Here is a 23,304-nt window from a genome sequence, read left to right on the forward strand (position 1 = left end):
GATGGTTCCAAATTCGAAATTCCACCAAGTACCACGTACCTTGTACGATATTCTACTCACCCAAAATTCATTCGCTTACATGTCTGATACCGTACATTTTAAGGTCATTATTGTAGGAGCTGGGCTTTCGGGTATTGGCGCGGCTTACCATCTTCAGGACAAGTGCCCTGATCATGACTTCACGATCTTGGAAGCCAGGGAAAGCATGGGCGGCACCTGGGATTTGTTTCGTTATCCTGGTATTCGCTCCGACTCAGACATGTACACGCTGGGGTATTCTTTCAGTCCGTGGAAAGACCCAAAAGCTATTGCAGATGGCCCTTCGATTTTGGCCTACATCAAAAGCACCGCTGAAGCATTTGACATCGATAAAAAGATCAGGTACGACCACCGGGTAAGCACGGCGGATTGGAACAGCGATGAGAAAAACTGGCGCATTACAGCTCGTACAGCAAATGGAACAAAGGAGGTCAGCTACACTTGTAATTTTCTATTTATTTGCAGTGGTTACTACCGTTACGACCAGGGTTATTTGCCTGATTTTCCGGGTGTAAATCAGTACCAAGGCCAGCTCATACACCCCCAGCAGTGGCCGGAAGACCTGGATTATTGCGACAAAGATGTGGTGGTGATTGGTAGTGGTGCTACAGCGGTGACTTTGGTGCCTGAACTGGCCAAACAGGCCAAATCGGTGACCATGCTACAACGTACACCAACCTATATCATGAACTTGCCCAGTGAAGACTGGGTGGCCAATCAACTAAAGAAATTCCTGCCCAAAAGCTGGGCGCATACCTTGGCCCGCTGGAAGAACATCACTGTTGGTCTCCTCTTTTACCAAGTTTCACAACGCTGGCCAAATACCATCAAACGCTTTTTGCAAAAAGCCGCCCGCAAGGAACTGGGGCCCGATATTGCCATTGAGCACTTTGACCCTCCCTACGGGCCGTGGGATCAGCGACTGTGCCTGGTGCCTGATGGTGATTTGTTTCACAGCTTACGCGAAGGGAAAGCACAAATAATCACCGATCAGATAAAAACCTTTACCCCAGAAGGACTGGAGCTGCAATCGGGTACACAACTCAAGGCTGACCTCGTGGTAGCCGCTACAGGCTTGAAAATCCAGATCCTGGGCGGCATTCAATACAAGGTAGGCGGGGAAGCGCAAGACCTGGCAAAACTACACGCCTATCGGGGGGTAATGCTGAGTGATCTGCCCAACCTGGGTCTGGCCATTGGCTATACCAATGCCTCGTGGACCTTGAAATGCGACCTGAACTGCCAGTATATTTGTCGATTGCTCAACTATATGAAGGAGCACAATTACCAAGTGTGTACGCCCCGCTTTGATGCCAGCACCTACGACTCGGAGCCGCTCCTGGACCTGAGTGCGGGCTACGTACAGCGCGCACTGAACGACTTACCAAAACAGGGATCAGGTGGCCCGTGGAAAGTACACCAAAACTACTTCAAGGACCTGGTTTCGCTACGCTTTGGCGATCTTGCCGACGAGGCTTTGCAGTACGAATGATTTCAAAACTAGTTACGCGGAGGAATTAGCGCCCTTACCTGCTTCAATTCTTCGGGATTGAGGCGAGGGATAGCGATCTCCAATTGGCGGCGGACTGCATTGCTATCAGGCACTTTGGCCATGACCGACTGTAGTGTTTTGATGGCCGCGAGGTTGTTGGGGTCAATTTCCAAAAGGTTGGAGGCCGTCTTTCTGGCCGTAGAAAAATCCCCCAGATTTTGTGCAGCTTGTGCTTTGATACGCAGGGCAGAGGTGTCTTTGGGGTTTTGCTGAATTTGCGTATTGGCAGTAGCTATTTTCGCTTGTTCTTCCAGGTGACGCTCATCGTATTTTTTTCGGATCACTTGGGTAGCGATACTCTTATCAGCAGTTTTGTCCAAAAGATCCAAATCATGGCGAGCCTGGTTGAGATCATTGCGTTTCACGCTCACAGCGGCACGGGCGGTAAGTGCTTTGGTGTTTTCTGGATCTTGTTCCAGTGCTCTGGTCAAATCGTCGTGGGCTACATCATTATGGCCCGTACGGTATTCCAATAAGCCTTTTTGGAGCAGGGCTTGCACGTTCGTAGTATCGGTTTTCAGCATTTCGCGGTACACTTCAATGGCTCGTTCTTCCTGGCCGGTTTTGATGTAGCTATCTGCCTGAATAAGGCCCCATTTGGGGTTGGCCGCTACCCCACCCCGTTCTTCGATCACTTTTTCCAAGGTCGAAGCTGCTACTTCGTGGTTGTCTGTTTCGTGAGCTACCAGACCAAGAATCAGTTGAATAGTCATTTCGATTTCTTCTGTCAATTCTGCACTAGTGGCAATACTCGACAAGCTACTTATGGTATCAACGGTAGCTTCATTATTGATTTCAAAATCGGTGAGAGAAAAATGACTGTTTTCGATAAAACGGAATTTGGTGGTCACGATATCATTACCGTTTCTGTCTTCTTCGGTGGTTCCCCAAATGATCAACTGTGCTTTGCAAGGCAAACCAATAATGGAAGCCTGGCTACTGGTAAGCGGATACTCATCGGAAAAGACATCGATTTTCTTGGTAAATACGGAACCCTTTAGCCCATATTTCTCCATTTCAGTGGCCAAACGAATCCGGAGGGAGCGTTCAATCGGAGTAAGTTTCCCATCAAGAGGCTGAAAAGGCAAGACCATAATATTAAACTCAGAATCAGCCTCGTAAGGCGGGCATTTACCTTCTTCGGATTCCCCTTGGTCTACCACGATTGGAGTGGGGGCGGTATTGTTATTATTTTGAAAAACCCCACGAAGCATAAAAAAGGAAGCCGTAGCCAACACCAAGGCTGCGACCACGCCGATAACCATCCAGGGCGGGCTACTAGTGTTCGTTCCACTTTCGGTAGTTTTAAGGCTGGGTGCTGGGAGGCCTTCTTCAATACTCGCAAGACTAGCGAGCAGACCATCAGTAATTTGATTGACCGCGCGGCGTGCTTCGTCGAAGCTGATGGTATTGCGCTGTTGTTGCAGCTTCACGCGCTTGTATTGGGCTAGCAAATTGCTTACCGTATCCCGCCAGCTACTTACTGGTTCGGGATCCTGATTTAGATACTCGAGTAAACGCTCGGCAGCTTCTTCATTCTTTGCTTCAGCTATAAGCTTACGGATATTGGCCAGGGTGGCATTAGGGTCCATGATACGTTGGATTAAGTAGACTTTTAGTTTTAGGGGCTGAGTTCTTATTGTCAAAATTCGCGAAATCGGGTCGCTGCATCATGATCTTGATGCACCAATATACTAAACAACGCGCGAATGGTCAGAAAGCCACTTAAAAGGATGTTAAATTCTGTCCCTTTGTCGTTATCTTTTGTTAGAAATCGATGGTTGCTTATCTTGCGGCACTTTGAACCGACTGTCCTCTAACGCCACCCAATACCTGCTACCATGCGTAAACTAACTGCCGATTATATATTCACTGCCTCAGGTGCCCCAATGCAGCACCAGGTGATCGTTGTAGATCATGATGGTAAAATAATGAGTATCGATCCACTGAACCAACACGATCCTGCTAGTGTCGAATCTCATAGAGGAGTATTGATCCCCGGCTTTATCAACACCCACTGTCACTTGGAGTTGTCGCATATGAAAGGGAAAGTCGCTACGGGGACGAAGTTAATTCCCTTTATTACCAATGTGGTTCAGTTTCGGGACATGCCCCAGGAAGAAATCCTTGCTGCCATTGACCAAGCCGATCAAGAAATGTACGATGGCGGGATTGTTGCCGTGGGAGATATTTCCAATAAACTAGACACTGCGGTCCGTAAAGAGGCCAGTTTGATTAGGTATTACACTTTCGTGGAAATGTTCGACTTCCTGCAAGACGCGGCGGCAGAACAATGTGTAGCCAATAACTTCCCTGTTTATGAAGGGCAAGCACAAGGTGGCGGCAATCGGCGTTCGGCAGTGCCACATGCGCCTTATTCTGTCTCCAAAGAATTATTTCGTCGCCTCAATGAGCTCAACCAAGGACAAGGCACCGTAAGTATCCACAATCAGGAAACACCGCCGGAGAATGAGCTTTTTGAATACAAAACAGGCGACTTTCTGGATTTTTATGATGGCTTCAAAATTCCGTTGGACTTGTTTTCGGCAACAGGAAAAACAGCCATCCACTATGCTATGGATCACATGGATCCGCGCTGCCGGGCCTTGTTTGTCCACAATACCCTCACCACGCCTGAAGACATTGCCGCTGCGCAAGCTTGGGCCCAAAACGGCGCTTACTGGGCAACTTGTGCCAATGCCAACCTCTACATTGAGAACCGCCTACCCAATTACCAGCACTTCCTAGATGCTAACGCTAAAATGACCATTGGGACAGACAGCCTGACCTCCAACTGGCAATTATCCGTTTTGGAAGAACTCAAGACCATCCATCGTTTTCAGAGTTATGTCCCCTTCTCTACGCTGATCCAGTGGGCGACCCTCAACGGTGCGGAGGCCCTGCAATTTGATCAGGATCTAGGCAGTATTGAGGTAGGTAAAACGCCAGGGCTTAACCTATTGACTGGACTAGAAGGGAATGGGCCAGCGGATTTCCGTTTTGTGGCGCAGACGGGGGTTACAAGGTTGGTGTAATCGCCTTTTGAACCAGATATGGGACCTTAGATAGTTTTTTTTGAACATATGAGGGAGTATAAAGGGTGTATAAGTTTTTTTAATCACATAGGCACTGTCTTGTCCTGAAATAGGTTTACACAAAAGATGGTCAAAAACCATTAAATTGTGAAACAAATAAAGAATGGCAATCGCCGTTACAGTAAAACCTTGAAACGTAAGGTAGCGCAAGATTACCTTGCTGGCAAATTCAGTTATTCCGTTGGTGCGGAAGTTTATGGTCTTCGCAATGGAGGAGTTGTGAAGGAGTTCGTAAAGTGGTATGTAAAAACGGAGCAGTCGGAAAGAATGGCATCAGATATTGAGAAAGAGTTGTTGTCGGAAAATAGCGATGATGGATACAGTCAGCTTGATGTTAAGGCACTGGAAGCTGAATTAGTTGCTGCGCGGCTAAAAATATCGGGCCTTAAGACGTTGATAGAAGTAGCAGAGAAGGAGCTTGAAATTGACATCAGAAAAAAGTCTGGTACCAAACAGTAGTCCTGATGAAGCAGGCGTATCAGGATATTAGCCTTGGTACTATCTGCGAGCTGTTTGGTATGACAAGACAAGCTTATTATAAGCGTCAAAAACATCAGGAAAAGCAAGCCTTGGAAGCTGGGATTATCCTAGATTTGGTAAAATCAATACGAAAGAATCTTCCCCGAGTTGGAGTAAGAAAGCTGTATTTTATGCTTGGAAAAGACTTGGAGAAGCATCAAATAAAGTTGGGTCGTGATGGTTTTTTTGAGCTACTGGGGGTTCATAATATGCTTATTCGGCCTCGGCGCAGGAGTAGGAGAACGACGCACAGTTGGCATCATTTTTACAAGTACAAATGCCTAATATCGAGCTTTAATTCCCTGGGGATTAATCAGTTGTGGTTTAGTGATATTACTTACATAAATGTTGGTGATAAGTGGCACTACGTTATCTTTATAACTGATGCTTATTCCCATAAATTAATTGGGTATAACGTTGATGATAACATGAGTTCGAAGTTTTGTGAGGTAGCCCTTGAGCAAGCTTTGTCTCAATGGGAGAATAGAGAGGAGCAACTCATTCATCATTCTGATAGAGGAGTGCAATATTGTTCTGCTTTATATACCGATCGGCTCAAGGCATCAAATATAGAGATCAGTATGACTCAAGATGGTGACCCAAGAGAGAACGCTGTTGCGGAGCGCATTAACGGTATATTCAAAGGTGAATTCTTAATGGATCAGCGCTTTGAAAACCTGGCTGACGCAAGGGAAAAAATAGCTCGGATGGTATATTGCTATAACCATATTCGTCCTCACTCAAGTTGTGATTATTTGACTCCGGATCAAGCGCATCAAATGACGGGCCCATTAAAGAAAAGATGGAAGGCTAAGCAAGATGATAATATTCCATCAGCTTAAAAACTTGAATCCGGGGATAAAAATCTGCTACGGTTACGTAAACTACACCTCGCTTAGATCTTTTATCCCCGGATTCAATAGACAACCTAGTTTAGGACTAACAGTATTTGTTGACAACCTAATTTAGGACTAACTTCGTGAATGTAAACTTATTCTAGGACGACCAGTTTAAGTGTCAACTTTTTTCAGGACGGGACACACAATAGATTTTTCACATAGGCACAGAGGGTATTTACAGTTTCACCATCCTCACCACCGCTACCTTACCGGTTCCTTCTTCTTTTATTTTTACGAAGTAAAGGCCGGCGGATAAATGCTGCATATCCAGATGGTTTTGTCCGGGCAAGCACTGGATATTTTGGACGATAAGCCCTGCCTGGGAGACGATTTGGATATCCGCTTGGGCTTGTAAGCCGGATACGGTAAACCTACCAGAGGTGGGATTGGGGTGAATGAACAGGGGCGTTGTAGCCGTCAAGGTTTCATTATCGAGGGCCATGCCATCCCAGTTGAGGGTTCTGCGGGGGCTCTCCAGGTCGGCGGTGCTGATCCATTTGGTACGAAGGTAGGCCGAAGCGGCTTGCATCTCTACCTCCGTGAGCGCGCGATCGTACAAGATTAACTCTCCGATTTTTCCTTCCCATTGGGTATCCGTGTAGTAGACTTCGTCGAAAGACCTTTCCGTCATGACGGTGCCTAGAATGCAAAATTCCAGCGGATTGGCGGTAATTAGTGGATCCACTATTGCCCCGTTGAGATAAGTGGTGCCATTGAGGGTACGCGCTGGGGCACTGTTGCTGTAGAGTTGGGTAGGATCGGAATGGCTAGGGATATTGACCGAAAGGCCCTCGAAAGGAGCACGATTTGGGAAAGTGATCGGGTTTTCTTCGTAAGCCATTAAGATGGTTTGGTAGCCTGTCTCGCTTTGCGCAATGCGCTGTAACCAGATGGTCGCAAAATCGGCGACGCCCAGACCATTTTGGTAATTTGAACGATAGGCATACCAATTGTCATCGGCCCAACTATTGCCATTACTGAACGACCAACCATACAGCGAACTCGTAGGTAATTGAGGGTTGTCAATGGTCTCGTCGCCGTTTAAATCCGCGGCATCCATGCGAATGATCAGGCCGGGAATGGTGCCTGGATCTTGAGGAACAATGGCATTAGGTGGTCGCTGGGCTGCTACATAGTAGAAGCCGGCTTCTTGAGGAGCAAAGACAGTTCCGGTATGAATGGGCGTACCACAACTTTCCTGATCGTACCAATGGTAAATTAATGCCGGATCGGGATCAACAATCCCTAGTTCTGTATCACTTAAGGCTTCAACATCGGGTGTCGTTTGCACGATGACGGCAAAACCCTGGATATTTTCACTGAGCGCGCCAGTGGAATTATTGACTGCCGCAACGTAGTAATTCCCAGACAAAAGCGGTTGAAAAGTCGTGCCGATATTTAAAAGCTGCGTTGCTTTGGCATCCGCAAACCAATAATAAGTATGATCGGCTGAAGGAGTTGCTATCCTAACCTGGCAATCACCATCTTGAACCACTACCAGGTCTAAAGCCGTAAATGGTGCTGTATACCCTACCAAAAGGGTGTTGACGGAAGCCGTCTGGTTATCATCTTTAACCACATAACGGTAAGCCCCAGCCACCAGGTCTTTTCGGGTAGCCTGACCTTGAACCAGGTGATTGCGGACAAAGTCGGCCGTCGCATCCGTACCAACGATTTCCAGCTCTTGCAACTGCGTAGCGATGTCTCCGTGGTTTTCCTGTACGAATAAACGGTAATACTGGTAGGCCACATTATTGCTAAATACGAAGCTCCTACGTTGAAAACGGCTGGTAAAATTTTGGTTTATTTGCTGATCGAGTATCGTCCAATTTGTGCCGTCGTTGGAACCTTGAAATTGCCAATTTTTAGGATCGCGTTCCGGCACGTCATCGGCCGAAGTGATCACGTAATAGCTTACCGGCGTGGGTGCTGCTAACTGATAACCGATATAAGTATTGGTGGCCATAGCGTGCAGCCATTTGGTATTCAGGTCATCGTCAAAAGCAAATGCGGGCTCATGCCCCCAAGTGGTGCCACTGACCAGGATACTGCTGGGCGATGGGCTGGTAAGATCCGTATTAGGCTGATCATACCAATCAATGGTATAAGGAGGTTGCCCTCCCGTAATATCCAGATAAATGCTCCCCGAAGCGACGTCCAGGCCGGAAGGAAAGACCATCTCCGTCACCGCAATTGGATCGGCCGTTGTCATCAAGCTGATGCTTTGTATTTTTGAACAACCCGAGCCGACAGCTACCGTAACAGAATACTCACCATCCGGCAAACCCTCAATGGTAGGTGTAGTAGCCCCAGTAGACCACAAATAATTCAAAGCTGCGGAGGGGTAAATCTCGTCCTCCAATGTCAAAGTCCAATTACCATCTGCATAGGAAGAACATATCTCTGGGTTGAGTAACGGCTCACTCATGATACTGACTTCCTCCTTGATTCCACAACCATTGGCATCCACCACAAAGAAGGTATAATCACCCGCAGGGAGATTCGTAACAGGATTGGCTTGTGCTTCACCATCGAGGTAAATTTCGTAGGGCGCCTCTCCTCCAGAGATGGAAAAATCTACCCAGCCGTTGGCCGTTCCTGAACAATCGGCTCCTTGTACGTAGGGGGTGCTCGCGAGTGTATAAGTGCTCACCGCTGCCTGGTTGATTGTCCATTTGAGTTCTTGATAGGGTTCAGGATAGGTATCCGCAAATTTGGGATCAAATCGGACCAATGGATTGTTATCCCGCACTGAAAAAACCAGCTCATAGCTATCGCAAGCGTCGAAAGTCACCTCAACCGTTTCGGTATCCGTAGCAATGACCTTGCCGTTTAGCCGCCACTCGTAAGCTTGGGTATTGGGCTCAGGTTTTACTACGTTTACAGAAAAAGTGAGGGTTTCCGTACCATTTACTATCAGATCGCCGGTAGCCGGTTGTGGATTTTCAATGACATCAACGTATTTGTACAGATAGCAAATCACGCGTTGAATGCAGGGAGAGCACAGTTCCAAACCATAATCCTCGCCAAAGCCTCCGGCACCCATGAAACAGCCGCGGGCCGTCGGGCGATGACATCCGAAGTAGTTGGTCATTGCACCTTCAAAGGCCCCAAATTTATCCAGGTAGACTGCTGTGTAAGGTGTAGGAATTGGCGTTCCGGGCTCAATCCACAAGCGCCAGGGAATGTCTTCAACGTTGAGCTGTCCGGTAGTATTGGGTGTTTCCCAACACTGGCTATTCGACCATTCGCCGCTGGCCGAATATTCATCCAACAAACCGGGCATGGTGTGGCCAAACTCGTGCAGGAAGGTCTCCCACCCCATACCGTACATTTTGCCATCCCCTACCCTGGCTTCCCGGTTGAGACCGGCACCACCACCGCCGCCGTATTTCGTAGAAGAGAAAAAGCTTACCCATCCAGTGCGATCATTTGCCCAAGGCAGAAATACCGCATCGCGTAATGCCTGGATCGTACCAAAAGTCCAACCGGTATTATCGTCTGGCGCATCGGGCCACCAAAAGGTATAGAGGTTGAAAAAATTACGGTACTGCGCGTAAGGCACTTGGGCCAGCTCGTGCCCTTGTTCGAAAGCCTTCAAAAGGTTATTTTCATAAAGCGTGGTAAAATCCTCCTTGTCATTAAAAGAATCCCCACGGTTTTGAATCACCCAATTGATCCGGTTGTCTTTTGCACCGGAATAGAGCATGGTATCAATTTCTTGAACGGCCAGAATGGCCCCGATGTCTTGGGAAATCAGCGGCGTAGCCAAAGTCAGCAAAAAGAGAATCAGGCAAAGCGCTGGGCGGAAGGTAATCTTGTGGCTCATGGAGGATAAGTAGTCTTGTTGCTGCTAAGTTACGAAGAGTCTCTGAGAGGAAAGTATAATCGTATTTGTCGATCATCCCACCTGATCGTATGATCGTATTGGTACGATCACCCCCCCAATCGTATGATCGTGTTGGTACGATCAGGGTAAGGAGTTAAGGGGGAAGTCGGAAGTGGGTATTATTAGGTCTACCTAGTGATGTACACTCCTCTTGGTCTCCGTATATCCCACTACTTCCGACCTCTGACTTCTGATCTCCGACTTTGACGCCAATCGTATGATCGTATTGGTACGATTACCCCCTCCCCTACAAAAGCTCGCCCTACTTGTACAACCTTGCCTGCTTGATATAAATCTTCCGTTCACTCACCTGAGAGTCTACTTTAAATTCAATATCCAGTCCAAAATCCTGCTCGGTGCAATTGCAATCATGGGGGACATTTTGGTAAAAATACTTCTTGAGGGCCAGGCAGTAGTTACCCAGTTCCATCAATTCCGCATTGGTCAGCACCGTTTGGCCGTTCAATTCAGGGATATTGGAAAATGTCAGGTATTCCGGTGTAAACTGCTGCCCGGGCACGATGGACCACGTAAATAGCATGATCTGGTCATGTAGGATACCCGGTTCTGGAAACACAATACTGTATTCTTTGTATTGTACATTGATAATAAACCCGGGATTGGTATTGTACAAGTTTTTGGTGATTACGACCCCATTGGCATCTTCGTCGGGGAAAGAACGGTGCACCAATATGCCCATCGCACAAGAAGTGTGGGCTATTTTGTAGTAACTCCGCTCTTCAAAAGCACGCCAATCCCAGAGGCTGGCCCATACTTTTTTAATGGCCGCTTCAATGGTTTTATTTGGGTCATTGGCTTTGGCAGAATAGGAGCTGTACAAGCCAGCGCCAGAGAAATCTTCCAGGTCTTCGGCGTTCGTGGAGGATCGAAATCGGAAGGACGGAAAATCAGCAAAATTGCGAATGCGAGCTTCCACCAACGAAATCAATGTTTCATCAAGGGGTGCGTCTTTGATTCTTTCTTCGAAATCGTTGAGGCGGGCTCGACGGTAAGATGGGTTATTGATGAATTGCTCATTGGCCAACATTTCTTCCAGAAATACATCCAAGCCTGCGTCTTTGAGGTGTTTGTCGTAGTAATAAAAAGGAATGGCAAAAGAAGACTCCGGCGTAGGGATCGGCAGTCCATTGACCGAAGTATTAAGGATTTCAGCAAAAATAGCGGCTTTACCACCAATGATGTCAACAAAAGTATAATCAGCAGTTTCCAAGTCTACCAGCCCTTGCATGGTCGTATTCTTATCCAGAATGACACTGTCCTGCGGTTCATTTTGTGCCCAAAAGGCATTTGCTTCCGTAAGGGAAGCGGGACGTATCTCGAAAGAATCAGCCGCTACTCTCAAGTACACCAATTGTCCGAGCAGAGCGTCGAGTTTTTCATTGTCCCAACCGTCTCGCAGCGCCATATTAGGGGTATTCCGGTTATGACTGAGTACATTGATATGGCTGAGTGGTGTCTGAAATTCGGTGGTAATGATGCCCGCTACAACTGACACATCATTGGGTACCCCATTGAGCAAAACGATGTCATGACGCCCAAGGTAGGTCTCTTCCAAATCTTCTAGCGGTACTTTATTGAGGTAACCATAGTTTTCTGCCAGGTTCAGCGCTTGGTAGTTTTGTCCCTCATAGAGTTCTTCCGGCGTGATTTTGGGGACATCACAGGCATTAAATTCCGGACGATTCGCGAAGAGAAACAACTTACCTTCTAGATAGGAAGTTGCCAGTATTTTGTCAAACAGCAATTGAACATCTTCACAATTCACCTCATTGGCGGCAACGAAATACAGCACGTATTTGTCCTGATTTTTATAATAATTGAGATTGGCGGGAAAAAGATAGCGCCCGTCGTTACGGCGGTATTGTGTCTGATTAAAAACGTTGTTACCCTGATCAAAGCCCAGTTGAGCCTGCGCAAACGTGTAATGCAAGGCGTAGCGTTTGGTGTTCATGTAATACATCAACCCATCCTCCTGATTGTAAATGATTTTGACCGAAGCTACTTCACCATCATTGGTTCTGGAAGGGAGACTGCTGATCAGATCAAAAGCAATAGGATCAATGAGTTCATTGAAATAATGAAGGTCATCGTTTTCCTTCTTTAAGAGATTAATTCTCAAAAAAGTATCCTTACCCACCAATGGAATTTGGCGCGGATAATAGCCTTGTTTGCTCAACAACAGGGTATCAGGTTGAAGAGCCACTGAAGAACGGTGCCAGACAGCCCCCTTATCCGCTATAGAGGTACGATCACCATTGGAAAACGCCTTAAACGTTTGTATCTCTTCATCCGTGCTCACCCTTAGTAAATAAATCCCAAAAGGCAGCTTTGGGAATAAATAACTGCCCGCATTGCCCAGATTCCTTTCGTGGCGAACCAAACGGCCATCAATGGCATAAATCTCTAATCCAATGGGAAATTCACCTTCCCAAATCATCGCGTTATTGTAAAAACGATAACTGTTTCGTGGGGGAACCAAACTGTCAATTCCCGTATTTTTCAAAAGGAAATCACCAAACAGGTTAGCGTTTTGTGTCAACGAACTGTTCAATAAATCCACTTGTACTCCAGCAATGGGGAGCCCAGTCGCAACATCTTGAACACGCCCACTGTAAATTGCTTGAGCACTCAACAAAAGGGGGAATAAAACAAAAAGGATAGTTGTACTCAAGGGCTTAGACATACGAAAAGGTCTTGGTGATGATTAAAAAGGACTTGTAAAGGCAAGACTTCCTTTCCATGCCAAAGGGTTGGGTTGCCCCGAAACCTTAGGAACACAGTGTAGCACAATAGATTTAATTCATTGAAAATAAACAAATTATCAGCTTGTCTTGTTTTATTAGTATGCAGGCTTCAAAACACCTCTTCCTTTCAGCTTTCGCTTCCAGATTAGCGCTGTCGCCAATTTTCATTCCCTTGTAAGCGCTACACTTGCCTGGGTATACTCTATTCAGCTAGCTAAACGTGTAAAGCAAAGGCCATTAAAGCCTCTGACCTTCAAATACCTTAATCAAAATAAACTTCATCTAAATGGAAAAAATAGATTATTTCCCCGACGCTCTTAATTGGGCAAAGAGCCTTCGCCTTTCTGATATGAAAGCCAACTTTGAAGGTTTTGAAACACCAAGAACTTTTCAACGTGCTGACGAAGACATCTCCTACATCCCTGATATCACTGGGCGAAGGTTGGCTAAAAAATTCTACGTTGAAATTGCCATGAAGAATGAAAACACCACTTCTATGGTTTCAAAATGGAAGTTGCTCAGTACTTTGGCGTCCATGAAAGGTGGAAAATTGTACTTACTGGCTCCCCGTGGGCACAAGGCTTTTGTCCAAAGCTTATTGGACCGTTACCAACTCCCTAATGCAGAATTGGTATATTTAAGTTAAATCTATCTGCATCTCTAAAAGAGATAAATACCCCGTAGCTGCTAAATGATAGCCACGGGGTATTTTTTTATTCTACGATCATTTTCCTAACCGCCTGTCCTGATTGGGTACGAATTTGTAACCAATAAATTCCTGGGGTAAGGGTATTGATCATCAGTTCTTGTTGGCCAGCAGATAATTCTTTGAACAATACCAACTGCCCTTGCTGATTGAGCATTCTCACCTCTGCAGCTTCTTGTAAATCATAAATTTGCAGCTTTTCTCTAACGGGATTAGGAAAAACGCGTACGGCCAAATCGTCTCCTATTTCTCTAGTATCCACTGTCCAATCGGCAAAACTGTTAAAAAACAAGGCGGTCTGGATGACTGCCGGCTCCACACAGCCACCATGATCAGCAGTAGGATTAACATCAAATGTGATCAAATCTACCGCGCCGAGTGCTTGCATCACGGAATCGGCCACAATACTGTTGCGGTACTTTACCTGGTCATCCGCCGTGCAATAGAGAATACGGGTAGGCTGCTGGGGTGCCCATTCGTAGGTATCATTATTCGCCAAAGCCTCGATGACTGGATGATTGGGGTCTGCCTCTTCCAAGATAGTCACAATGCTATCCTGGAGCATATAGCGAGCTATCGGTGCTCCGTATTCATTGGTGAGATTTGTGATCAAAAAGTTATTTAGCGCACCCAATCCGATATTTCCTTCATAAAAATTACGGATGGCCGTCGTGTAGGCTGGCTTAAAAAACTGCTCCAAATCGTCATAAAAGTCGTAGACATAATTGTACGAAAGATAAGTATTCGGCAGATAAGCCAAAAAATTGTAGGGCTCTTCACTTACCATCAATTCCCGCATGACCCCACTAATGCTGTAAGGACCAGACATGTGGCTGGCAGCTGTCAAGTCAAATTCATCGGCCAACTCCAATTCTAATGCCCGGTGCAGTGCCATACTGGCGTGCCCTCCCTGAGAATACCCCGTGACGAAGAGTTGGTCATTAAGCAACAAATCAATTTGGGAGGCATAACCACGCACCGCCCTCAACATATCTACTGCCGCCGAAGCTTCAGACGCCGCATGCACGTAAGGATGAAAGCCACGCGAGGTGCCAGCTCCCAAATAATCTGGTGCTAAAGTGACATACCCCAAGCCCCCAAAAACCAAACCCAATTGGTATCCACCCTGCAAATTGGAGGGTACATCCTGTGGACCATCTACCGTACCGTGCTGGTAAATTAGCGTTGGATAAATTGTTGTTTCGTCCCGTACGGGTAAAATCAGCAAACCTGAAGCGGTATCCAGCTGATTAAAAACATCCGGCGTCGTATAGGTAATCTTCCATAACTCTACCCCATTCTGAATCAGAAATCCGTATTGTTGTGTAAGTACTTCCTGACTGCGTTGTCCTTTATAGGAAATACTCACCAAGGTCTGAGCAGAAACAGCTAGCGAAAAACAAACACTCAGTAAGATGGTAAGATAAGCACTGGTAGAATTCATCAGATATATATTTTTTTTTGAAAAAAGAAAGCTATTTTATTCTCTCTTAGTGGTGATTCTTATCACCAAAGATAGTCAAGCTAAAGTAATAAATTTGTAGTCTCTACTTAGATTCAATCTAAATAAGAAACTTTCTGTACCTTTGCCAAATAACAGGACAACTCCTGATGATGAACAAGCTACAGTGCTACTTTTTGCAAAAGAAGTAAAAACAAGAAAAACATGACGGCTATCTTATCCTCACCCATTGTTCAACCCAACGCTTACCTGCTTCAGCCGGGTGAGGAAGGGGTTATTGTCGGCTTCTCTTCCCAAGAACTGGCCGCCAACCTCATGGCGATGGGGGTATTACCTGGTAGCAAAATCCGTTATGTTCGTCGTGCTCCCTTCTCAGGTGCGTTTTACCTAGCCATTGATCATCACTTCCTGGCTTTAAGAAAAACAGAATTTGAGGCGATAGTAATCCGCAAATGAACAACAGTTACTCCCAGACTTCTTCCCGTCCGTTTCGTCTAGCTTTAATTGGTAATCCGAACAGTGGTAAATCCAGTGTTTTTAACCGGCTGACTGGTCTCCAGCAAAAGGTAGGCAACTTCCCCGGCGTTACGGTTGATAAAAAGCTCGGCAGCTATCAGCTCCCCAGTGGTGAAAAAATAAGTCTGATTGATTTCCCCGGAGCCTACAGCTTCTACCCTACTGCTCAGGACGAAAAGATTGTCGTACAGACCTTGGCCAATCCTTTAGACGAGAACTACCCTGATGCAATTCTATATGTGGCTGATTTTACCCGCTTGGAGAAACATCTTTTGCTTTTCACTCAAATCAGAGACTTGGGCTTGCCTGCCATCCTGGGCCTCAACATGGCGGACATGGCGGAAGAACGTGGGCGGCAAGTTGATACCGCACTGTTGAGCCAAAAAATCGGTGCCCCTGTCGTCGTACTCAGCAGTCATAGTGGAGAAGGTTTTCAACAACTTGAACACTACATTCATCAAGTTATTCATGAAACTTCAGTAAATTCCTCCTCCTCTTTTTACCGCCCCAGCAATATTGAAAAACAAGTGGCGGAAGCACTGGAAGATTCATTTCCAGCGAATACGACCTACCAAAACATTTTACTCGCCCATCATTATCAATGGCTGCCCTATCTTTCTAAAGCACAACGCCAGTTGATTGAAGCGGTGGTCAAACAATACGATTTTAAAGCCCTTCGCCATCAAGTGCAGGAAACCATGGCGCGCTTCGATCAGTTTGAGCCCGTAGCTAAAGCAACGATCAAGGAAACAGCCACCGATACCCCAGGATTTACCGAAAAAGTAGACCGCATTCTTACGCATAAGGTATTTGGCCCTTTGATTTTTCTGCTGTTGATGTTTTTTGTCTTCCAGGCCATCTATGCCTGGGCCGGCTACCCAATGGATGGTATCGAATGGATTTTCGGCCAACTCAATGAGGTGGTAAAAGCGGCATTACCCGCTGGCTGGGTCACGGATTTATTGACGGATGGTATCCTTGCAGGCTTGGGCGGTGTAGTAATTTTCATCCCGCAAATCGCTATTCTTTTCTTCCTGATCAACCTTTTGGAAGAGGTAGGCTACATGGCTCGAGCGGCGTACATGTTTGATGCGCTCATGCATTTCTTTGGCCTCAACGGTCGTAGCCTGGTCGCTCTCATCTCTAGTGGTGCCTGTGCCATTCCTGCGATCATGAGTACCCGTACGATTGCCAATTGGAAAGAGCGACTCATCACCATATTGGTCGCACCCTTTATCTCCTGTTCCGCACGTTTACCCGTCTACGTGGTGCTCATTGGTTTTGTGGTACCTGCTGGCAATGGCGATGGATTGTTCAATCGGCAGGGACTGGCTTTTATGGGGCTTTATTTGCTAGGGATTTTTGCCGCTTTAGGCACTGCACTTTTCTTTAAGTACATTTTAAAAACCGAAGAGCGGAGCACCCTCCTGCTGGAATTGCCTGAGTACCGTCGGCCACTTTTCCGCAATGTTGGCTTAAATGTATGGGACAAAGTACGCAGCTTTGTCCTTGAAGCCGGTAAGGTAATCTTGGTTATCTCTATCGTTCTGTGGGCACTGGCCAGCTATGGTCCTGCTGAGAAAATGGCCGCAGCAGAAGTACAAACGACAGCTATTGCAACTGCTCAAAATCTTGACACCCAGGCCAAGGAAGACCTCGAAGCTTCTCTGAAACTAGAAGCCAGTTATGCTGGGCAAATGGGCAAATACATTGAACCAGTCATCAAACCCCTTGGGTTCGACTGGAAAATGGGCGTCGCCATTATCTGTAGTTTTGCTGCTCGGGAAGTTTTTGTTGGAACGATGGCGACCATCTACAGTGTCGGTAGTGCTGATGACGACGATCAATCAGGCATTATCGAACGCCTCACCAACGAGCGTAATCAGGTTACTGGTGAACGGGTCTACAACACCGCTACCTCTGCTTCTCTGCTCATTTTCTACGTCTTTGCCATGATGTGCATGAGTACGCTAGCGGTAGTGAAACGGGAAACCAAAAGCTGGAAATGGCCTATTTTTCAGTTTTTCCTGATGACAGGGATAGCTTACCTGGCGAGTTTCGCGGTGTATCAGTGGTTGGCGTAAAGATATATTTTGTCCTAATTTTATTTGGGGTCGTGCCTTCTCCCTGTATCAGACTGTCCGCTGTCCCGCTCCATAGCGTCGAGTTTGAAACCCGACGCTATGGAGTAGAGCGGCTTCTAAAACCTGACGACATAGTCGGTTTCTACGGGGCCATCCCCTTCGGTAATCTCCCATTTTGGGCCTTGTTGGAGCAGCTGGATCGCCAGGCTATTCTGTCCGACATTGGTACTTTTAAGGACCAGAAAGTCGGTTAGACGGCCATCCGCCTGTACTAGAAAACGAACTTTTATCCTACTGCGAGGCGTATTTGCTGGTGTATTGGAGGCAATGTAATCACGTAATGCGCTGAAACCTCCGACAGGTTGAGCTGTACCTTCAGCAATAGCAGCTTGTACCCGTTTTTTAGTACCAAGTCCAGTTACCACAACCTCGTCCAGTGCCATGCCTTCAGCAAGAGCAACATCCAGTTGCTCCTTATCATCAATACTGACTTGGGTGGATTCAAAGCCCGTGTAACTTATCAACAATGACTTGACTTCTTTGGCAACCGTAATCCGGTAATAGCCATCCAGGTCAGTCACGGTACCATTGGCAGCTCCTGGCGTCAGGATACTTGCTCCAATCAAAGGGAAACCTTCGGTGTCAGTAACGTATCCTTCGATGACACGGTAGCCTTGGGGAGACACCGGCACACCACTATTGGTGATCCGGGTAGGATCGTCTATGCGACGGCTATAGGTTTGGCTTTGAACAGGAGAATCTATGGTAAGCGGCGAAGTTGGTGGCGGCGAAGCTGGTGGCACAACTATCAATTCATCGGCTTCAGGTGCCTCATCCCTGGTTTCCAAAACAAACGCTTCGGAGTCAAGGCGTGTAGTGCTCAGCTTTGCGGTTCGCTGTCTTTCCTCTTCCTGTGCGCGATCTTTAGCGGTATTTTCGGCAGAACGCGCCTCGGCAGCATAGCTGGTGGGAGGAGCAATAGGCTCCGATGGTGGTTCTTTTTGTGTAGTGCCGGCAATAGGTGCAGAAGGAGCAGCAGCCTCACTGGCCATTTCTTCTTTTTCTGCTATGGCAGCTGCTGGCGCGGTTGCCTCCCTAGTGTCAGAAGTGATTTGTTCTTCGACCACAGCTTCTTCCATCGCTACGGGAGCCATATCCAATGTAGCTTGTTGACGCAACGACCACCAACCAACGGTAATCAGTAACAACAAACTAGCAGCGACGGCCGTCCATCGACCAATGCTTCGAGTAACGGGAGCACGACGAGCGGTCTCCTTTCGGATACGCGTTAGATGTGCCGCATGATCGTGCTCGGCTTGAGCTTGATAAGCAGCCAGTGCCTCCTCCAGGAACGGGTCATGCTGAGCGGCAGCCAACAACTCAGCCTCTTCCAGGGCGGTAATTTCACCCGTGGTCCAACGTCGGAGTAAATCCCTGATATGTTGTTCCTTTTTATTCATTCCGCTGTTCCTGTCCTTCGATACAAATTTTCAAATTACGGCGACCATTTTGGATATTCGACCTGATTCTACCGACGTCTTCGTTGCGCATTGTCGCAATGTCTTTGTAAGAATGGCCTTCGTAGTAAAACAACTGGACGCAGGCTTTTTGTTGCTCATTTAGTTGTTCTAAACAAAAATCCAGGGCCGTTTGTCGTTCCTCTTCTTCAGATGGGCCGTCACTTAGATGCCAACTCGCATCAGATTGCATAAACGCTGGATCAAAATTGACGGTGATCATTTTTTTCTCCTTACGCAATTGCATCAAGCAATGGTTGCGAATAAAGGTATAGAGCCAGTTTTTGAAATACTTCACTTCGTGGTGAGGCAGTTTTTGCTGCAATTCTGCGTAGATGGCCAAGGTTGCATCTTCAGCTCGGGTAGGTGTTTTGAGATACTGTAGGCTTAAGCCGTAAATGAGTTCGATATAACGGTCAAACAGCACCGCCAGGGCTTGACGATCTCCACCCTGCTGGAAGCGTGCCAGCAAGTCAGCATCTGAAGTCTCCTCCTTTTGGGTACGTAAAAAACGTAGCATGCAAACTCATTTGCCCGGCCGCTAACGGCTCCACTGGGCCGGATTTTCGGCAATATAGGAAGTGATCCGATTAAACGAGGCATCATCACGAATAATATGATCATAGAAATGGGACTGCCAAGCAAAATCGGGGTCTATTTTTCGTTCCTCTCTATATGCAGGCACGACCCCAGACCTTATTTCTTCCTAAAAAACACGCTGACGGGTACCCCGGTAAAATTGAAATGAAAACGGATCTGGTTTTCCAGGTAATTTTTGTAACTGTCTTTGATGTGTTTAGGATTGTTACAGAAAAACGCGAATGCAGGGTAAGCAATCGGCAACTGGGTGACGTATTTGATTTTGGCAACACGCCCACGGTGTACGGGAGGGCCATAACGTTCGATAGCGGTAAGCATTTTATCATTGAGTACCGAAGTAGAAATCCGACGGCTGCGGTTCTCATAGACTTCCAATGCTACTTCAACGGCCTTAAAAATGCGCTGTTTTTCGAGGGCAGAAACGAAGACGATGGGTACATCGGTGAAAGGCTCGATACGGCGACGTACTTCTTTTTCATAATCACGTGCAGTATTGGTTTCTTTCTCCATCAAATCCCACTTATTGATCAGGATAACGACGCCCTTGTTACGCTTTTGGATGAGGCGAAAAATGGACATATCCTGCGATTCTACGCCTAAGGTAGCATCGATCATCAAGATGATAACATCCGACTCATCAATGGCTTTGATGGCCCGCATGACGGAGTAAAACTCCAGGTCTTCGTGTACCTTGCTTTTCTTGCGGATTCCTGCAGTATCGACTAAGATAAACTCCTTATCAAATTTATTGTAGTGCGTATTGATGGAATCTCGGGTAGTACCCGCAATATCAGTAACGATGTTGCGATCTTCGCCTAGCAGGGCATTGGTGAGGCTCGATTTCCCGACATTGGGCTGCCCTACGATAGCGAGTCGGGGTAGATCGCTTACGACGGGTTCTTCTTCCACAATAAATTCCGTGAGCGCATCTAGGATTTCTCCCGTACCGCTACCCGTGACGGAAGAGACAAAATAGGTATGCTCAAAACCCAGGCTCCAAAACTCATTGGCATCGAGTTGGCGCTGATGGTTATCAACTTTATTGACCGCCAATAAGACGGGCTGCTTGGTACGGCGCAGCATAATGGCGATCTGCTCATCGAGGTCGGTAAGGCCCGTAGTCACATCCACCATAAAGATGAGGACGGATGCTTCTTCGATAGCGATTTCCACTTGAGAACGAATAGCCGCTTCAAAAACATCATCAGAATTGCGAACAAAACCACCCGTATCGACGACGGTGAAGTTTTTGCCATTCCAGTGGCTGATACCGTATTGGCGATCGCGGGTCACTCCGCTTTCATCATTAATAATAGCCTGCCGCTCTCCGATCAAACGATTATAGAGAGTAGATTTACCCACATTGGGGCGACCGACAATTGCAACTATATTTCCCATTTCTTCTATTATTCAATGCTTCGGGAAAATAAGCACTTCTTGGCAAATCCCAAAACAGCGGGCAAAGGTACGGAAAAAGGTTGGATTGTTTGATCGTTGATGGTTCGATGGTTGATCTCCTATTTATTGATGATTGTTTGTTGATTTGGGAATACGTTCCGATAAATTTCACTTCCTAAGTTTTTGAGGGGGTGCTGACCAAGCTAAAACAGCTAAAATTTAACACACAAACCAAACCGTGTGCGCACACGGTTTGAATTTTTCCCTTACCTTTGTGCTGGAACCTAATCAAGAATCCTTATGTCCCTGCTCAAAACCAATGGTCACACCAATAGTTATTTACAGTATGCTTTCAAATCTGTAGAGCGTATTCCGCTTAAAATATGGACCTCTCCTGAAGAGGCTTCTCGCCATGTGGCCCAGTCGATTGCCCTGGCGATTCGGCAACGCCAGCAAGAAGGAGAAAACATTGTATTGGGGCTAGCAACCGGTTCTTCCCCCATCAGGGTTTACCAAGAGTTGATCCGACTCCATAGAGAAGAGGGATTGAGTTTTCAGAACGTCATCTCTTTCAATCTCGACGAATACTATCCGCTGGAACCCACCGCCCAGCAGAGTTACGTGCATTTTATGCATGAGTATCTTTTTGACCATGTTGATATTCCTGCGGAAAATATCAATATCCCTGATGGTACGGTGCCACTTGAGGAGGTCGGAGCCTACTGCGAGGCTTACGAAAAGAAAATCAAAATGGTCGGCGGAATCGACATCCAACTACTGGGGATTGGCCGTACGGGGCACATCGGTTTCAATGAGCCAGGATCATGGGAAAGCTCTGTCACCCGACTGGTTCGCCTTGACAACCTGACACGCAAAGATGCCGCTAAGGATTTTGGCACCCTGGAAGATGTTCCTTACCGGGCCATTACCATGGGCATCCAGTCTATCATGCAGGCGCGCACCGTCTACCTGCTTGCCTGGGGACAACACAAGGCATCCGTAGTAAGAGATGCCGTAGAGGGGCCCATCACGCCCAATCTGCCCTCATCATTTTTACAAAACCACCCCAATGTTCGTTTCTTCGTAGATGAAGCCGCCGCGGAAGAGCTTACCAAAATAGCAACCCCATGGCTGGTAGGTATGTGCAACTGGGACGATAAACTAGCGGCCAAAGCCGTGATCTGGCTCTCCCAAAAACTAAAAAAACCCATCCTGAAACTCACCAACGAAGACTATACAGAAAACAGTCTGGGTGAACTCATTCTTACTTATGAATCCGCTTACAGCCTCAATATAAAAATCTTCAATCGCCTACAGCATACCATCACGGGTTGGCCGGGAGGTAAGCCCGATGTGGACGATACCAACCGGCCAGAACGCAGTCAACCCGCTCAAAAAAGGGTGGTCCTTTTTAGTCCACACCCCGATGATGATGTCATCAGTATGGGGGGTACCTTTCTACGGCTGGTAGAACAAGGGCATGAAGTGCACGTTGCCTACCAGACCAGCGGTAACATTGCTGTACACGATTATGATGCCTTGCGATTCATTGAATTCATGGAAGAGTTTGGCAACACCTATGAACTCACCAACGAAGCGGCCAGCAAGCTGTTCAAAAAAGCAAGAAAAGACCTCAAACGCAAGAAAACGGGGGTACCCGACAGCCCCGAAGTACGTAGCATCAAAGGGATGATTCGGAGGGGTGAAGCCCGCGCTGGTGCTCGCTCTTGCGGCTTGCCCGATAGCCAGATTCACTTTATGGACCTTCCTTTTTATGAGACGGGCTCGGTAAGAAAAAATCCGATGGGGCCTGCTGATGTAGACCAGACGAAAGCCTTTTTGAACAACATCCGCCCTCATCAGGTGTTTGCGGCGGGTGATCTGGCTGACCCTAATGGTACACACCGGGTATGTCTTGACATCATTACTGCGGCCTTTCAGGAATTGTCCAATGAAAAATGGATGAAAGATTGTTGGCTATGGCTTTACCGAGGTGCTTGGCAGGAGTGGCCTATCCACGAGATTGAAATGGCCGTACCATTGAGTCCTGAAGAAGTTGTAAAAAAGCGGAAAGCCATTTACATGCACCAGTCACAAAAAGACCAGCCACCCTTTCCCGGCAATGACGAGCGTGAATTTTGGGAACGAGCCGAAGCACGCAACCGGGAAACCGCTCAGACGTACCGCGACTTGGGTTTTGCAGAATACGAGGCCATGGAGGCTTTTCAGCGATGGCAATTCCCCGTTGCGGAATAGTCTCGGA

16 protein-coding genes are annotated in these 23,304 nt (G+C 47.0%); 8 read left to right on the forward strand and 8 right to left on the reverse strand.

Annotation, left to right across the window (positions count from 1 at the left end):
- The first annotated feature begins 1 nt into the window (after position 1).
- Positions 2-1,531 (forward strand): flavin-containing monooxygenase, encoded by a 1,530-nt coding sequence (locus AB0L18_RS26300; RefSeq protein WP_367390302.1) that lies wholly within the window; start codon positions 2-4, stop codon positions 1,529-1,531.
- Between the two features lie 8 nt (positions 1,532-1,539).
- On the opposite strand, the gene AB0L18_RS26305 is transcribed toward AB0L18_RS26300, so the two are convergent.
- Positions 1,540-3,183 carry a hypothetical protein gene (locus AB0L18_RS26305; RefSeq protein ID WP_367390303.1) on the reverse strand — a complete coding sequence of 548 codons (1,644 nt, stop codon included), beginning with the start codon at positions 3,181-3,183 and terminating at the stop codon, positions 1,540-1,542.
- Positions 3,184-3,432: 249 nt separating this feature from the next.
- Between AB0L18_RS26305 and AB0L18_RS26310 the strand changes: the two genes are divergently transcribed.
- The 3 genes from AB0L18_RS26310 (at position 3,433) to AB0L18_RS26320 (ending at position 6,047) form a co-directional block, all read left to right on the forward strand.
- The gene (locus AB0L18_RS26310) at positions 3,433-4,626 is read left to right on the forward strand and encodes an amidohydrolase family protein (protein WP_367390304.1); all 1,194 of its coding nucleotides are present in this window, start codon (positions 3,433-3,435) and stop codon (positions 4,624-4,626) included.
- Between the two features lie 147 nt (positions 4,627-4,773).
- Positions 4,774-5,145, forward strand: coding sequence for a hypothetical protein (locus AB0L18_RS26315; RefSeq protein WP_367390305.1), 372 nt, complete (start codon positions 4,774-4,776; stop codon positions 5,143-5,145).
- A gap of 5 nt (positions 5,146-5,150) precedes the next feature.
- Positions 5,151-6,047 carry an IS3 family transposase gene (locus AB0L18_RS26320; protein ID WP_367390306.1) on the forward strand — a complete coding sequence of 299 codons (897 nt, stop codon included), beginning with the start codon at positions 5,151-5,153 and terminating at the stop codon, positions 6,045-6,047.
- 232 nt (positions 6,048-6,279) lie between these two features.
- Here the strand turns inward: AB0L18_RS26320 and AB0L18_RS26325 are convergent, their stop codons facing one another.
- Entirely contained in the window at positions 6,280-9,933 is a 3,654-nt protein-coding gene (locus AB0L18_RS26325) for a M64 family metallopeptidase (RefSeq protein ID WP_367390307.1), read from the reverse strand.
- 322 nt (positions 9,934-10,255) lie between these two features.
- Positions 10,256-12,697: a PEP/pyruvate-binding domain-containing protein gene (locus AB0L18_RS26330; RefSeq protein ID WP_367390308.1), complete on the reverse strand. Its 2,442-nt coding sequence runs from the start codon at positions 12,695-12,697 to the stop codon at positions 10,256-10,258.
- Positions 12,698-13,044: 347 nt separating this feature from the next.
- Here AB0L18_RS26330 and AB0L18_RS26335 point away from each other — a divergent pair, with 347 nt between their 5' ends.
- Positions 13,045-13,404 carry a hypothetical protein gene (locus tag AB0L18_RS26335; RefSeq protein ID WP_367390309.1) on the forward strand — a complete coding sequence of 120 codons (360 nt, stop codon included), beginning with the start codon at positions 13,045-13,047 and terminating at the stop codon, positions 13,402-13,404.
- 67 nt (positions 13,405-13,471) lie between these two features.
- On the opposite strand, the gene AB0L18_RS26340 is transcribed toward AB0L18_RS26335, so the two are convergent.
- On the reverse strand, positions 13,472-14,908 hold the full coding sequence (locus AB0L18_RS26340; RefSeq protein ID WP_367390310.1) for a T9SS type A sorting domain-containing protein: 1,437 nt from the start codon (positions 14,906-14,908) through the stop codon (positions 13,472-13,474).
- A gap of 222 nt (positions 14,909-15,130) precedes the next feature.
- Here AB0L18_RS26340 and AB0L18_RS26345 point away from each other — a divergent pair, with 222 nt between their 5' ends.
- Positions 15,131-15,382 (forward strand): ferrous iron transport protein A, encoded by a 252-nt coding sequence (locus AB0L18_RS26345; RefSeq protein WP_367390311.1) that lies wholly within the window; start codon positions 15,131-15,133, stop codon positions 15,380-15,382.
- A complete protein-coding gene (feoB, locus tag AB0L18_RS26350) occupies positions 15,379-17,526 on the forward strand; it encodes a ferrous iron transport protein B (protein WP_367390312.1) in 2,148 nt (715 codons plus the stop codon). Before AB0L18_RS26345 ends, feoB begins: the two co-directional genes overlap by 4 nt.
- A gap of 116 nt (positions 17,527-17,642) precedes the next feature.
- Here the strand turns inward: feoB and AB0L18_RS26355 are convergent, their stop codons facing one another.
- The 4 genes from AB0L18_RS26355 to der are packed head-to-tail and all read right to left on the reverse strand — an operon-like array spanning position 17,643 to position 21,041.
- Positions 17,643-18,986, reverse strand: coding sequence for a carboxypeptidase-like regulatory domain-containing protein (locus AB0L18_RS26355; RefSeq protein ID WP_367390313.1), 1,344 nt, complete (start codon positions 18,984-18,986; stop codon positions 17,643-17,645).
- A complete protein-coding gene (locus AB0L18_RS26360; protein WP_367390314.1) occupies positions 18,979-19,563 on the reverse strand; it encodes an RNA polymerase sigma factor in 585 nt (194 codons plus the stop codon). The genes AB0L18_RS26355 and AB0L18_RS26360 overlap by 8 nt, the downstream gene beginning before the upstream one ends.
- Positions 19,564-19,584: 21 nt before the next feature.
- On the reverse strand, positions 19,585-19,728 hold the full coding sequence (locus AB0L18_RS26365; RefSeq protein WP_367390315.1) for a hypothetical protein: 144 nt from the start codon (positions 19,726-19,728) through the stop codon (positions 19,585-19,587).
- Between the two features lie 11 nt (positions 19,729-19,739).
- Complete coding sequence (der, locus tag AB0L18_RS26370; protein ID WP_367390316.1) at positions 19,740-21,041, reverse strand: ribosome biogenesis GTPase Der; 1,302 nt, start codon at positions 21,039-21,041, stop codon at positions 19,740-19,742.
- 300 nt (positions 21,042-21,341) lie between these two features.
- On the opposite strand from der, the gene nagB reads away from it, so the two are divergent.
- Positions 21,342-23,297 (forward strand): glucosamine-6-phosphate deaminase, encoded by a 1,956-nt coding sequence (gene nagB, locus AB0L18_RS26375; RefSeq protein WP_367390317.1) that lies wholly within the window; start codon positions 21,342-21,344, stop codon positions 23,295-23,297.
- Positions 23,298-23,304: the final 7 nt, after the last annotated feature.

The sequence above is a fragment of the Lewinella sp. LCG006 genome, from assembly GCF_040784935.1.
Taxonomy (GTDB): Bacteria; Bacteroidota; Bacteroidia; order Chitinophagales; family Saprospiraceae; genus Lewinella.

What these genes read in the sequence shown, in the direction of transcription:
- AB0L18_RS26300 (WP_367390302.1), top strand. Translation starts at nt 2, where the DNA reads ATGGTTCCAAATTCGAAATTCCACCAAGTACCACGTACCTTGTACGAT.
- AB0L18_RS26305 (WP_367390303.1), bottom strand. Translation starts at nt 3,183, where the DNA reads ATGGACCCTAATGCCACCCTGGCCAATATCCGTAAGCTTATAGCTGAA.
- AB0L18_RS26310 (WP_367390304.1), top strand. Translation starts at nt 3,433, where the DNA reads ATGCGTAAACTAACTGCCGATTATATATTCACTGCCTCAGGTGCCCCA.
- AB0L18_RS26320 (WP_367390306.1), top strand. Translation starts at nt 5,151, where the DNA reads ATGAAGCAGGCGTATCAGGATATTAGCCTTGGTACTATCTGCGAGCTG.
- AB0L18_RS26325 (WP_367390307.1), bottom strand. Translation starts at nt 9,933, where the DNA reads ATGAGCCACAAGATTACCTTCCGCCCAGCGCTTTGCCTGATTCTCTTT.
- AB0L18_RS26330 (WP_367390308.1), bottom strand. Translation starts at nt 12,697, where the DNA reads ATGTCTAAGCCCTTGAGTACAACTATCCTTTTTGTTTTATTCCCCCTT.
- AB0L18_RS26335 (WP_367390309.1), top strand. Translation starts at nt 13,045, where the DNA reads ATGGAAAAAATAGATTATTTCCCCGACGCTCTTAATTGGGCAAAGAGC.
- AB0L18_RS26340 (WP_367390310.1), bottom strand. Translation starts at nt 14,908, where the DNA reads ATGAATTCTACCAGTGCTTATCTTACCATCTTACTGAGTGTTTGTTTT.
- AB0L18_RS26345 (WP_367390311.1), top strand. Translation starts at nt 15,131, where the DNA reads ATGACGGCTATCTTATCCTCACCCATTGTTCAACCCAACGCTTACCTG.
- feoB (WP_367390312.1), top strand. Translation starts at nt 15,379, where the DNA reads ATGAACAACAGTTACTCCCAGACTTCTTCCCGTCCGTTTCGTCTAGCT.
- AB0L18_RS26355 (WP_367390313.1), bottom strand. Translation starts at nt 18,986, where the DNA reads ATGAATAAAAAGGAACAACATATCAGGGATTTACTCCGACGTTGGACC.
- AB0L18_RS26360 (WP_367390314.1), bottom strand. Translation starts at nt 19,563, where the DNA reads ATGCTACGTTTTTTACGTACCCAAAAGGAGGAGACTTCAGATGCTGAC.
- der (WP_367390316.1), bottom strand. Translation starts at nt 21,041, where the DNA reads ATGGGAAATATAGTTGCAATTGTCGGTCGCCCCAATGTGGGTAAATCT.
- nagB (WP_367390317.1), top strand. Translation starts at nt 21,342, where the DNA reads ATGTCCCTGCTCAAAACCAATGGTCACACCAATAGTTATTTACAGTAT.